The sequence below is a fragment of the Atribacterota bacterium genome (assembly GCA_039638595.1).
GTDB lineage: Bacteria > Atribacterota > Atribacteria > Atribacterales > Caldatribacteriaceae > Profundicultor > Profundicultor thermophilus.
On the sequence record JBDIWM010000013.1, the window covers coordinates 33601 to 43729 of the forward strand.

Annotated in this window: 23 protein-coding genes; all 23 read left to right on the forward strand. The window is 47.7% G+C overall.

Annotation, left to right across the window (positions count from 1 at the left end; all coding sequences use genetic code 11):
• Positions 1 to 345 carry a 50S ribosomal protein L22 gene (rplV, locus tag ABDK92_04750; GenBank protein ID MEN3185933.1) on the forward strand — a complete coding sequence of 115 codons (345 nt, stop codon included), beginning with the start codon at positions 1 to 3 and terminating at the stop codon, positions 343 to 345.
• Positions 346 to 1068, forward strand: a complete 723-nt coding sequence (gene rpsC / locus ABDK92_04755; GenBank protein MEN3185934.1) for a 30S ribosomal protein S3 — start codon at positions 346 to 348, stop codon at positions 1066 to 1068.
• Complete coding sequence (gene rplP, locus ABDK92_04760) at positions 1046 to 1456, forward strand: 50S ribosomal protein L16 (protein ID MEN3185935.1); 411 nt, start codon at positions 1046 to 1048, stop codon at positions 1454 to 1456. Before rpsC ends, rplP begins: the two co-directional genes overlap by 23 nt.
• A gap of 11 nt (positions 1457 to 1467) precedes the next feature.
• Positions 1468 to 1680, forward strand: a complete 213-nt coding sequence (rpmC, locus tag ABDK92_04765; protein ID MEN3185936.1) for a 50S ribosomal protein L29 — start codon at positions 1468 to 1470, stop codon at positions 1678 to 1680.
• 1 nt (position 1681) lies between these two features.
• The gene (gene rpsQ / locus ABDK92_04770) at positions 1682 to 1975 is read left to right on the forward strand and encodes a 30S ribosomal protein S17 (protein ID MEN3185937.1); all 294 of its coding nucleotides are present in this window, start codon (positions 1682 to 1684) and stop codon (positions 1973 to 1975) included.
• A complete protein-coding gene (gene rplN / locus ABDK92_04775) occupies positions 1950 to 2318 on the forward strand; it encodes a 50S ribosomal protein L14 (protein ID MEN3185938.1) in 369 nt (122 codons plus the stop codon). Before rpsQ ends, rplN begins: the two co-directional genes overlap by 26 nt.
• 15 nt (positions 2319 to 2333) lie before the next feature.
• Positions 2334 to 2678 carry a 50S ribosomal protein L24 gene (gene rplX / locus ABDK92_04780; GenBank protein MEN3185939.1) on the forward strand — a complete coding sequence of 115 codons (345 nt, stop codon included), beginning with the start codon at positions 2334 to 2336 and terminating at the stop codon, positions 2676 to 2678.
• Positions 2679 to 2695: 17 nt separating this feature from the next.
• A complete protein-coding gene (gene rplE, locus ABDK92_04785) occupies positions 2696 to 3235 on the forward strand; it encodes a 50S ribosomal protein L5 (protein ID MEN3185940.1) in 540 nt (179 codons plus the stop codon).
• A 12-nt stretch (positions 3236 to 3247) separates the two neighbouring features.
• Positions 3248 to 3433 (forward strand): type Z 30S ribosomal protein S14, encoded by a 186-nt coding sequence (locus tag ABDK92_04790; GenBank protein MEN3185941.1) that lies wholly within the window; start codon positions 3248 to 3250, stop codon positions 3431 to 3433.
• Positions 3434 to 3447: 14 nt separating this feature from the next.
• Positions 3448 to 3849 (forward strand): 30S ribosomal protein S8, encoded by a 402-nt coding sequence (gene rpsH, locus ABDK92_04795; protein MEN3185942.1) that lies wholly within the window; start codon positions 3448 to 3450, stop codon positions 3847 to 3849.
• A 12-nt stretch (positions 3850 to 3861) separates the two neighbouring features.
• Complete coding sequence (gene rplF / locus ABDK92_04800; GenBank protein MEN3185943.1) at positions 3862 to 4398, forward strand: 50S ribosomal protein L6; 537 nt, start codon at positions 3862 to 3864, stop codon at positions 4396 to 4398.
• A 15-nt stretch (positions 4399 to 4413) separates the two neighbouring features.
• Complete coding sequence (rplR, locus tag ABDK92_04805; protein MEN3185944.1) at positions 4414 to 4773, forward strand: 50S ribosomal protein L18; 360 nt, start codon at positions 4414 to 4416, stop codon at positions 4771 to 4773.
• A gap of 18 nt (positions 4774 to 4791) precedes the next feature.
• Positions 4792 to 5319 (forward strand): 30S ribosomal protein S5, encoded by a 528-nt coding sequence (rpsE, locus tag ABDK92_04810; GenBank protein ID MEN3185945.1) that lies wholly within the window; start codon positions 4792 to 4794, stop codon positions 5317 to 5319.
• On the forward strand, positions 5312 to 5527 hold the full coding sequence (rpmD, locus tag ABDK92_04815) for a 50S ribosomal protein L30 (protein ID MEN3185946.1): 216 nt from the start codon (positions 5312 to 5314) through the stop codon (positions 5525 to 5527). Before rpsE ends, rpmD begins: the two co-directional genes overlap by 8 nt.
• A complete protein-coding gene (rplO, locus tag ABDK92_04820) occupies positions 5514 to 5954 on the forward strand; it encodes a 50S ribosomal protein L15 (GenBank protein ID MEN3185947.1) in 441 nt (146 codons plus the stop codon). The genes rpmD and rplO overlap by 14 nt, the downstream gene beginning before the upstream one ends.
• Before the next feature lies 1 nt (position 5955).
• A complete protein-coding gene (gene secY, locus ABDK92_04825; protein MEN3185948.1) occupies positions 5956 to 7224 on the forward strand; it encodes a preprotein translocase subunit SecY in 1269 nt (422 codons plus the stop codon).
• 19 nt (positions 7225 to 7243) lie between these two features.
• Positions 7244 to 7888, forward strand: coding sequence for an adenylate kinase (locus tag ABDK92_04830; protein ID MEN3185949.1), 645 nt, complete (start codon positions 7244 to 7246; stop codon positions 7886 to 7888).
• Between the two features lie 8 nt (positions 7889 to 7896).
• Positions 7897 to 8652: a type I methionyl aminopeptidase gene (gene map / locus ABDK92_04835; protein MEN3185950.1), complete on the forward strand. Its 756-nt coding sequence runs from the start codon at positions 7897 to 7899 to the stop codon at positions 8650 to 8652.
• A gap of 9 nt (positions 8653 to 8661) precedes the next feature.
• Positions 8662 to 8880, forward strand: a complete 219-nt coding sequence (gene infA, locus ABDK92_04840; protein ID MEN3185951.1) for a translation initiation factor IF-1 — start codon at positions 8662 to 8664, stop codon at positions 8878 to 8880.
• Between the two features lie 33 nt (positions 8881 to 8913).
• Positions 8914 to 9027, forward strand: a complete 114-nt coding sequence (rpmJ, locus tag ABDK92_04845; protein MEN3185952.1) for a 50S ribosomal protein L36 — start codon at positions 8914 to 8916, stop codon at positions 9025 to 9027.
• A 10-nt stretch (positions 9028 to 9037) separates the two neighbouring features.
• On the forward strand, positions 9038 to 9406 hold the full coding sequence (gene rpsM, locus ABDK92_04850) for a 30S ribosomal protein S13 (GenBank protein MEN3185953.1): 369 nt from the start codon (positions 9038 to 9040) through the stop codon (positions 9404 to 9406).
• A gap of 37 nt (positions 9407 to 9443) precedes the next feature.
• Complete coding sequence (gene rpsK / locus ABDK92_04855; protein ID MEN3185954.1) at positions 9444 to 9830, forward strand: 30S ribosomal protein S11; 387 nt, start codon at positions 9444 to 9446, stop codon at positions 9828 to 9830.
• Between the two features lie 15 nt (positions 9831 to 9845).
• On the forward strand, positions 9846 to 10129 hold a 284-nt coding region (locus ABDK92_04860), incomplete at its 3' end, for a 30S ribosomal protein S4 (protein MEN3185955.1).

Consider the following 10129-nt stretch of genomic DNA (forward strand, 5'->3'; position numbering starts at 1 on the left):
GTGGAAGCCAGAGCAACCGCGAAGTATTTGCGTATTTCACCTCGCAAAGCCAGACAGGCCGTGGATCTCATTCGGGGTAAAAAGGCTCAGGAGGCGCTTGCGCTCCTTAAGTTTGTTCCTAAGAAGTCTGCTCGGCTGGTTTATAAGGTATTACAGTCTGCTATTGCGAATGCTGAAAACAATCGGGGTTTGGATGTGGATAAATTGGTGGTATCCCAGGCTTTTGTAAATCCAGGGCCTACCATGAAGAGGATAAGGCCCAGAGCCATGGGGAGGGCGTATCTGATTCGCAAAAGAAGTTCTCATATCACTGTGGTTGTTTCCGAAGCGGGGGAGGGAAGGTAATTGGGGCAGAAAGTCAATCCAGTCGGTTTACGTTTGGGTATTATTAAAGATTGGCAATCTCGCTGGTATGCTGAGAAAAAGTTTCAGGATCATCTTTTAGAGGATTTGAAGGTTCGGCAATACATCAAAGAAAGGCTCTATCGCTCTGGAGTTTCCAGGGTTGAGGTGGAACGTTTAGCAAACCAGGTTAAAGTGGTTATCAAAACGGCTCGTCCAGGAATTGTCATCGGTCGTAAGGGAAGCGAAGTTGAAAAATTGAAACAAGATTTGCAGGCCATGATTGGGAACCAAAATGTCCAAATTTCGGTCGAAGAGGTTCAATCCCCCGAAACCGATGCACAGCTTGTTGCTGAAAACATCGCTTTGCAGATCGAGCGACGTGTTTCTTACCGGAGAGCTATGAAACAGGCCATTGTTCGCGCACTCAAAGCTGGAGCCAAAGGAATCAAGGTAGCCTGTTCTGGAAGACTGGCAGGAGCAGAGATTGCTCGTGAAGAGTGGTATCGTGAAGGTCGCTTGCCTTTACAGACTTTACGTGCTGATATAGACTATGGATTTGCCGAAGCGATCACCACGTACGGTAAAATTGGTGTCAAAGTTTGGATTTTTAAGGGTGAAGTAATCTCTCCGGGTGAAGTTCTGGAAGAAGGGGGCTTCGGAGAAGTAAAAGAAGGGAAATACGAGGAGGAATTGGTAGACTATGCTGATACCCAAGAGAGTTAAATATAGAAAACAGCAACGTGGGAGAATGACGGGTATTGCCCACCGAGGGTGTGAGGTTGATTTCGGTGACTTTGGTCTGCAGGCTCTGGAGCCGGCCTGGATTACCAATCCTCAGATTGAGGCGGCGCGAGTTGCCATTTCAAGACATATTAAAAAGGGAAGGATCTGGGTGAGAGTTTTTCCAGACAAGCCCTATACGAAGAAACCTACTGAATCCCGAATGGGTAAAGGAAAAGGTCCAGTAGAAGGATGGGTAGCGGTAGTAAGACCGGGGAAGGTCCTTTTTGAAATCGGGGGTGTAGACAGGGAAACCGCTATGGAAGCCTTGCGTCTGGCTTCTCATAAATTGCCCATCAAAACGAGAGTTGTCGAGAGAAGTGTTGAGTAGAGGTGACCATAATGAGGGCTTCCGAATTGCGTAATTTGACAAATGAAGAGTTAAATCAGAAATTAAAAGATTTGCGGACTGAGCTCTTTAATTTGCGTTTTCAGACCATCACTGGCCAATTAGCGAATCCCCAGAGGATCCGTACGGTAAAGAGGGACGTTGCTCGAATTAAGACTATCCTCAAAGAGCGGGAACTGGGATTGCAGAAACAGGGGGTAAAGTAAAATGGGCGCTCGCAAACAGTTTGTTGGAGAAGTGGTCAGTAACGCCATGGATAAAACTGTAGTGGTTAAAGTAACCAGGGTTACAGAACATCCGCTTTACAGAAAAAAGATCAAAAGGAATGCGAAGTTTAAAGCTCATGATGAGAATAAAATCTGTGGAAAAGGCGATAAAGTGCTCATTGAAGAGACTAGGCCCCTGAGCAAGACGAAGCGTTTTCGGGTTGTGGAAGTGTTAGAGAGGGCGAGGGTTGAGGAAGGAGGAGAGTTCGTTGATTCAGCCGAGAACAATGCTTGAAGTGGCCGATAATACCGGTGCAAAGAAAATCATGTGCATTCGGGTGATGGGTGGCTCGAATCGCCGTTATGCGACAATTGGAGATATTATTATCGCTTCGGTTAAAGAAGCTGAACCCCATTCAGGGGTGAAGAAAGGGGAAGTGGTGAGAGCGGTGGTAGTCCGGGTTCGAAAGGAGCTGGGCCGGCCTGACGGGACATTCGTCAGATTTGATGATAATGCAGCAGTGCTCGTTAATAACCAAGATGTTCCCAGGGGAACCCGTATTTTCGGTCCGGTAGGTCGGGAGTTGCGGGAAAAAAATTTCATGCGAATTATTTCCTTAGCGCCTGAAGTTGTATAAGGAGCGTGATCGATTTTGGAAACGAAAAAGAAATTTAAGTTACCTATTAAAAAGGGTGATCTGGTTGAAGTCATACACGGAAAGGATCGTGGCAAGCGGGGGAAGGTTTTAACGGTTCTCCTGCAGGATGGCAAAGCAGTGGTCGAAGGAGTTAACATGGTGAAAAAACATACTCGCCCCACTCAGAAAAACCCTCAGGGGGGAATCATTGACCAGGAAAATCCGGTCAGGGTTTCCAATCTGCGTCTGGTATGTAGTCGTTGTAGCCAGGTTACCCGGATAGGGCGAAAAAAGGTGGCTGATGCCAGGTTCAGAGTCCGGGTATGCAAGAAGTGTGGCGAAATTATTGATAAAGTATAGCAAGGAGGTCTTCGGAAGTGTCGGTTACCAGAGAGAAATATGTGCAAGAATCTGTTCCCAAACTTCTCAAGCGTTTTGGATACCGAAATGTCATGCAGGTTCCAAGGTTAGAAAAAGTGGTCATCAATCTGGGAATTGGAGACGCAACGCAGAATGCTCGTTATCTCGACCTGGCGGTGGAGGAATTAGCTGCGATCACTGGTCAGAAACCGCTTGTTACCAGAGCCCGGAAGTCAATCTCCAATTTTAAATTACGTAAAGGAATGCCCATTGGTTGTAAGGTTACCCTGAGAGGAGCGAGAATGTACGAGTTCCTGGATCGTTTCTTGAATATTGCTATTGCTCGTATTCGAGATTTTAAGGGTTTTCCTGCTGGTTCTTTCGACGGTAGGGGCAATTGCACGATTGGTATTGAGGAACAGCTGATTTTTCCAGAGATCAGTTATGATAAGGTGGAGCGGGTACGAGGGATGAATATTACCTTCGTAACTACGGCAAGAACAGATGAAGAAGCAAAAGCGTTGTTAGAGAGTTTGGGATTACCTTTCCGAAAATGAGGAGGACTGCTCATGGCTCGTAAGGCCAAGGTCGAGAGACTGAATAAAACGTATCGGTTTGAAGTACGACGAAGGAATCGATGTCGGTTATGTGGGAGACCGCGAGGATATTTGCGAAAATTTGGAATCTGCAGGCTGTGTTTCCGGATGTTAGCAGGTCGAGGTGAAATACCAGGCGTGGTTAAATCGAGCTGGTAGGAAGGGGAATGGAAATGGCCCATACGGATCCTATTGCTGATATGTTAACTCGAATTCGGAATGCCTTGAAAGCTCGTGAAACCGTGGTGAAGATGGCTGCATCCAGGCTAAAGATGGAAGTGGCAAGAATCCTGAAGGAAGAAGGATATATTAAGGATTACCAGGTGATTGTCCAGGAAGGAAACAAAAAAAACCTGGTTATTGAGCTCAAGTATGGCCCGAATCGGGAACGGTTGATTAATGGCTTACGAAGAGTCAGTAAGCCTGGTTTGAGAATTTATGCTGGAAAGAATGAAATACCGATTTTGCTTGGTGGGATGGGTACAGTCATTGTTTCCACTTCGCAGGGAGTCATGACTGGGAAAGAAGCCCGACACCTGGGCGTAGGTGGCGAGATTATCTGTTTTGTCTGGTGAAGGAGGATTCGTATGTCTCGGATTGGGAAAAAGCCAATAGAGATTCCCAAGGGAGTGGATGTAACTATAACTGGTTCCAAGGTGGTGGTCGAAGGTCCCTTGGGAAAGCTGGAGAGAGAATTTCATCCCCGGATGAAAATTGAAAGAGAAGGGCAAATGGTCAGAGTTTTGCGTGAGGGAGAGAATAAACTGGACAAATCTCTTCACGGCCTAACCAGAACCCTGGTTGCCAACATGATTCAGGGAGTTTCAAAGGGCTTTGAAAGGGCTCTGGAGGTTAACGGTCTTGGTTATCGTGTTCAGAAAAAGGGAAATAATCTTCTACTTAACCTTGGTTTTACGCATCCGGTCGAAATTGAACCACCTGCTGGAATCAGTTTTGAGGTAGAAGGACAGGTCATAAAGGTGAAAGGTGCTGATAAAGAGCGGGTAGGACAGGTCGCGGCGGATATTCGTAAACTGCGAAAGGTGGAACCATATAAGGGGACCGGTATCAAATATGTTGGTGAGATTGTGAGACGGAAACAAGGAAAAGCAACCGCGAAGTGAAGGGAGAGTCCTGTTATGTTAGTGAAAGAGAGAAAAGCGTTGCGAGATAGAAGACATAGGAGGATTCGGAAGAAAATACGAGGCACTGCAGAACGTCCTCGCCTGTGTGTTTTTCGAAGCCTGCGACATATTTATGCTCAGCTTATCGATGATGATCGGGGGCATACGCTTCTTGGGGTTTCTTCTCTTGCTCTAGAGTTGAAGGGTCTCACGGGGACCAAGACTGAGGTTGCCAGGGCTGTGGGTGTTCTCCTCGGTAAAAAGGCTGTGGAAAAAGGGATCAAAGCCGTGGTATTTGATCGGGGAGGATATGAGTATCATGGTCGAGTCAAGGCTTTAGCTGATGGTGCCAGAGAAGCAGGACTGGTATTTTGAGAGGACGGAGGTAAAACGATGGGTAAAATAAACCCTGAAGGATTGGAACTTAAGGAACGCCTCATTGCTGTAAGCAGGGTCAGCAAGGTGGTAAAAGGTGGTAAGCGTTTTCGCTTTAGAGCGCTCGTTGCGGTAGGAAATGGGGACGGGATTGTGGGTATTGGCATCGGCAAGGCGAAAGAAGTTCCCGACGCTGTTCGGAAAGCGGTTGAAAAAGCTAAAAAATCTCTTTTCCGGTTTCCGATGAGAAAGTCTACCATTACCCATGAAGTTATGGGTCAGTTTGGTTCCAGCAGTGTTTTTCTCAAGCCGGCTGCTCCAGGGACTGGAGTTATTGCTGGTGGTGCTGTGCGGGCCATCCTCGAGGTTGCAGGAGTGAAAGACATCTTAACGAAGTCTCTGGGTAGCAATAACCCTGTTAATCTGGCACAGGCTACCATAAAGGGCTTGCTGAATCTTAAAAATCCTGAGGAAGTGGCTCTGATGAGAGGGAAGAACGTGAAGGAGATGTTCGCCAGAGAGAGGGAGGTCGTGGTGCATGAGTGAAAAGCTTTTGAGGATTACTCTTGTACGCAGTCCCATTGGAAGACCTGAGTCGCATAAGAAAACCGTAAAGGCGCTTGGTTTCCGGAAGCTCTATCAGACGATGGTTAAAGAGGATTCTCCCTCTCTGCGGGGTATGATCCACAAGGTTGGGTATCTCTTACGAGTCGAAGAGATTGGGAAGGAGTATGAGGTCAATGCAAATCAATGATTTGAAACCAGCTCGGGGTTCTTTTCATCCTTCCAAAAGGGTAGGACGGGGCGTCGGTTCTGGACACGGTAAGACTTCTTGTCGGGGCCACAAAGGGCAAAAAGCTCGTTCGGGAGGTCAGATTCACCCCAGATTTGAGGGTGGGCAGATGCCTTTAGTACGCCGGATACCGAAAAGGGGTTTTCGTCGGGTTCCTTCTGAAAAGTGGGAAATCGTGAATCTCCAGGCCTTTAATGTTTTTGCTGATGGTACTCAGGTTGATAAAAAGGTTCTGAAAGAGGCAGGAATTGTTAAAGATGAGACGGCAAAGTTGAAAGTGCTGGCAAAAGGAGTGTTGGAGAGGAAACTGGTAGTCAGAGCAGACGCCTTTTCGGAGAAGGCAAGGCTCATGATTGAAGAAAAGGGCGGGAAAGCCGAGGTGGCATGAGATGTGGGAATCGCTACTCAAGTTATTCAGGGTTCCAGACTTAAAGCGGCGCATTCTTTTTACCGTCTCCATGCTGGTTGTGTTCCGAATCGGTGCTCATATTCCTGTTCCAGGAATTGACCCCAAGGCTCTGTCCAATGTCTTTTCTCAGGGAGGGATTCTGGGTTTCCTGGACATGTTTGCTGGGGGTGCTCTGAGCAATTTCTCAGTACTGGCTCTGGGGGTTATGCCGTACATCAACGCTTCCATCATTATTCAGCTTCTCACTTCGGTGGTGCCGCAACTTGAGGAGTTAGCCAAAAGTGGAGAAGAGGGTCGGGATAAAATCGCTCAGTATACCCGGTGGGGTGCGATATTGCTTGCCATCGTTCAGGGTTTTGGAATCACGGTGTGGATGGAAAATCTGGGAGTGTTGGCGATAGGAGGATGGGGATACCGAATAGCGGTAATCTTCACTCTTACCGCGGGGAGCATGTTCCTGATGTGGTTGGGAGAAATTGTATCTGACTTTGGAATTGGGAATGGCATCTCGCTTATCATCTTTGGAGGAATTGTGGCCCGTCTCCTTCCCCAGTTTGTACGAACCATTTCCCTCATTCGGGTGGGCGAAATCAACGTGTTGCTTTTTGCCATCACCCTGGTGGTTGCAGTTTTCATTATTGCCTTCGTGGTTGCTTTTCAAGAAGCACAGCGGAAAATTCCCGTGCAGTATGCGAAGAGGGTGGTTGGGAGGAGAGTATATGGCGGGCAGAGCACGCATATTCCCATTCGGGTCATTCAGGGAGGAGTTATCCCCATTATTTTCGCTTCCTCGATTCTCCTTTTCCCGGCAACGCTGGCCCAGTTTTTCCAGGGTTCGAGTTTCATGAAAGCAATTGCCGACGCGCTCTCTCCAAATTCTGCTCTCTATATTTTGCTTTACGCAGCGCTAATTTTATTCTTCACCTATTTTTACACTGCGGTAACCTTTAATCCCATGGAGCTGGCTGAGAATATGAAAAAATACGGTGGTTTTGTGCCGGGTATTAGACCTGGGAAACCCACGGTTGAGTATATTGACCGGTGCCTTTCCCGGATTACTTTGTGGGGTGCTCTGGCTTTAGTCTTTATTGCAGTGGTTCCCAACGCGGTGGAAAATCTCACCAGGATCACCACGTTTTATTTTGGTGGAACGGCGATTCTCATTATGGTTGGTGTGGCCATTGAGACAGTCAATCAGTTGGAGGCGCAACTTTTAATGAGGCATTATGAAGGATTCCTCAAAAAATAGTGCGATAAGGAGTGAAACAATGCGCATCATTCTTTTAGGACCACCAGGAGCAGGCAAAGGAACGCAGGCCAAAATGATTGAGAAAGATTTTGGAATTCCCCAACTTTCCACCGGGGATATCATTCGTCTGGCTATTCAAAATCAGACTGAATGGGGGAAACGGGCTGAGGAATTTGTAAAAGCAGGGAAGTTAGTCCCTGATGAAGTTGTCATTGGAATTGTGAGGGAAAAACTTTCGGGTAGGGAACTTGACAGTGGTTTCATTCTGGACGGTTTCCCTCGGACCCTCCCCCAAGCTGAAGTACTGGAAAAAATGCTTCAAGAGTTAGGGATACGGATTGACGCAGTCCTCTATTTCAAAATGGATAGCGATGAAATTGTGAAACGTCTCTCTGCGCGCCGAGTCTGTGAAAAGTGCCAAACTCCCTATAATCTTCTTTCGAAGCCTCCACGGAATGACGAAATCTGCGATAACTGTGGGGGGAAGGTAGTCCAGAGACCGGATGACCGCCCGGAGGTCATCCGGGAACGACTCAGGGTCTACGAAGAGCAAACGAGACCCCTTGTGGAATTTTACGCTCGTAAAGGCCTTTTGAAGGTCGTTTCTGCAGATGGTTCTATCGAGGATGTCTATGAGCGGGTTAAGGAGATCCTGAAAGGGTAAGTGTCTTTATGGGCCAATTTTTAACCAAAGAAGAAGTCGAAGCCCTGAGACGCAGTGGTCAGATTTTGGGTGAAGTATTAAAGAAAGTTAAGAGTGTAATTATTCCGGGCATCCAGGCGTCTTCAATAGACCAGATCGCTGAAAAAGAAATTCGCCGATTAGGGGCTCGCCCTGCCTTTTTAGGGTATCGGGGCTTCCCTGCTTCGGTCTGTGTTTCGTTCAATGACGAGGTTGTGCATGGGATTCCCAGGAAGCAGGTGGTGAAAGAGGGGGACCTGGTAAGTATTGATCTGGGGGTTGAATTTGAAGGTTTTTATACTGATGCGGCGTTCAGTGTGGTAGTTGGAAATGGAAATACTCTGGCTCACCGGTTGGTGGAAATAACGAAGGAGGCACTGTACGCTGGTATTAGGGCAGCAATCCCTGGAAATCGGATTGGAGATATTTCATACGCCATCCAGACGGTGGCTGAACGTAACGGTTTTTCGGTGGTACGGGATCTTGTGGGACATGGTATTGGTCGAGCTTTACATGAAGAACCGCAGGTGCCCAATTTCGGCAAAAGAGGGCAGGGCGTTCTTTTAGAGAGAGGCATGGTTCTGGCGATTGAACCAATGGTTAACGAGAAAGGATATCGAGTACGGGTCATGAAAGATGGCTGGACGATTGTAACTGAAGATGGTGGATTATCGGCCCATTTTGAGCATACCGTACTGGTGACCGATGGTGTGCCGGAGATTTTAACTTTGTGGGAGAGGGGATGATTTTTGCGAATGCCTAAGGAGGACATTATCGAGGTAAAGGGAACGGTTCTCGAGCCGTTGCCCAATGCGATGTTTAGAGTGGAGTTGGAAACTGGAAAAACCATACTGGCGCATATCTCTGGTAAAATGCGCATGCATTACATCCGGATACTTCCGGGGGACACGGTTGTGGTTCAGATTTCTAAGTATGACCCCACCAAAGGACGGATTGTGTATCGACACAAGTAAGAGGGGTTGAATTATTGAAGAGGAGGTATTAGAATGAAAGTTCGTGCGTCTGTGAAACCGAGATGTGAAAAGTGCAAAGTAATTCGTCGCAGGGGTCGGGTGGTGGTAGTGTGCTCTGATCCGCGACACAAGCAAAGACAGGGTTAGGAGGACGGATATGGCCAGGATCGCGGGTGTTGATTTACCGGCAAATAAGAGGATTGATATTGCTCTGACTTACATTTATGGTATCGGCAAGAGTTTGGCAAAGGTGGTCCTTGAAGAGGCGAAGGTGAGCCCTGAGGTTCGAGTGAAGGATTTAACTGATGATGAAATCAGCCGGGTTCAGAAGGCAGTGGAAAAGTACCCGGTTGAGGGGGAACTGCGGGCACAGGTTTCTCAGAACATCAAGCGTCTGATTGCCATTGGCTGTTACCGGGGCTTGAGGCATCGTCGGGGATTACCGGTAAGAGGGCAGAGAACTCGAACCAATGCGCGAACCCGGAAAGGTCCAAGACGGACCGTTGGTGTGAGGAGAAAGAAGTAGGCGATTTTGAATATAGGATAAGGAGGTTTTGATCAATTTGGCTAAACCAGGGAAGAAAAAGAAAAGAGAGAAGAGGATTGTGCGAGAGGGCGTTGCGCACATAAAGTCAACCTTCAATAACACCCTTGTTTCCATCACTGATCGTCAGGGAAACGTGCTTTCGTGGGCCAGTGCTGGTACGTCCGGATTTAAGGGAACCAAAAAGGGTACTCCTTTTGCAGCTCAGCTTGCCGCGGAACAGGCAGCGAAGAAGGCTATGGATCAGGGCGTTCGAGAGGTTGAGGTTCTGGTAAAAGGTCCTGGTCCGGGGCGAGAAACAGCCATTCGAGCACTTCAGGCGGCAGGGTTGATTATTAATTCGATCAAAGATGTCACGCCTATTCCACACAACGGTTGCAGACCGCCGAAGCAACGAAGGGTATAAAGGGGGCGAAAAGTCATGTCGAAATATACTGGGTCAAGATGTCGTTTGTGTCGGAGGCAGGGAGTCAAACTCTTTTTGAAGGGACCACGTTGTTACACGGATAAATGCGCTTTCGAAAGAAGGCCGTTTGCTCCAGGTATTCATAAGGGTGGGCGCCGTAAACTTTCTGGTTATGGCTTGCAGCTTCGAGAAAAACAGCGAGTTCGTTTCATTTACAGTATTACTGAGAAACAGTTTGAAAATTACTTTGAGCGCGCTACCAGAATGCCAGGTGTTACTGGTGAAAATCTGTTGTCGCT

What these genes read in the sequence shown, in the direction of transcription:
- infA (MEN3185951.1), top strand. Translation starts at nt 8,662, where the DNA reads ATGCCTAAGGAGGACATTATCGAGGTAAAGGGAACGGTTCTCGAGCCG.
- rplO (MEN3185947.1), top strand. Translation starts at nt 5,514, where the DNA reads ATGCAAATCAATGATTTGAAACCAGCTCGGGGTTCTTTTCATCCTTCC.
- rpmJ (MEN3185952.1), top strand. Translation starts at nt 8,914, where the DNA reads ATGAAAGTTCGTGCGTCTGTGAAACCGAGATGTGAAAAGTGCAAAGTA.
- ABDK92_04830 (MEN3185949.1), top strand. Translation starts at nt 7,244, where the DNA reads ATGCGCATCATTCTTTTAGGACCACCAGGAGCAGGCAAAGGAACGCAG.
- secY (MEN3185948.1), top strand. Translation starts at nt 5,956, where the DNA reads ATGTGGGAATCGCTACTCAAGTTATTCAGGGTTCCAGACTTAAAGCGG.
- ABDK92_04790 (MEN3185941.1), top strand. Translation starts at nt 3,248, where the DNA reads ATGGCTCGTAAGGCCAAGGTCGAGAGACTGAATAAAACGTATCGGTTT.
- rpsQ (MEN3185937.1), top strand. Translation starts at nt 1,682, where the DNA reads ATGGGCGCTCGCAAACAGTTTGTTGGAGAAGTGGTCAGTAACGCCATG.
- rpsH (MEN3185942.1), top strand. Translation starts at nt 3,448, where the DNA reads ATGGCCCATACGGATCCTATTGCTGATATGTTAACTCGAATTCGGAAT.
- rpmC (MEN3185936.1), top strand. Translation starts at nt 1,468, where the DNA reads ATGAGGGCTTCCGAATTGCGTAATTTGACAAATGAAGAGTTAAATCAG.
- rplF (MEN3185943.1), top strand. Translation starts at nt 3,862, where the DNA reads ATGTCTCGGATTGGGAAAAAGCCAATAGAGATTCCCAAGGGAGTGGAT.
- rplR (MEN3185944.1), top strand. Translation starts at nt 4,414, where the DNA reads ATGTTAGTGAAAGAGAGAAAAGCGTTGCGAGATAGAAGACATAGGAGG.
- rpsM (MEN3185953.1), top strand. Translation starts at nt 9,038, where the DNA reads ATGGCCAGGATCGCGGGTGTTGATTTACCGGCAAATAAGAGGATTGAT.
- rpmD (MEN3185946.1), top strand. Translation starts at nt 5,312, where the DNA reads ATGAGTGAAAAGCTTTTGAGGATTACTCTTGTACGCAGTCCCATTGGA.
- rpsE (MEN3185945.1), top strand. Translation starts at nt 4,792, where the DNA reads ATGGGTAAAATAAACCCTGAAGGATTGGAACTTAAGGAACGCCTCATT.
- map (MEN3185950.1), top strand. Translation starts at nt 7,897, where the DNA reads ATGGGCCAATTTTTAACCAAAGAAGAAGTCGAAGCCCTGAGACGCAGT.
- rplP (MEN3185935.1), top strand. Translation starts at nt 1,046, where the DNA reads ATGCTGATACCCAAGAGAGTTAAATATAGAAAACAGCAACGTGGGAGA.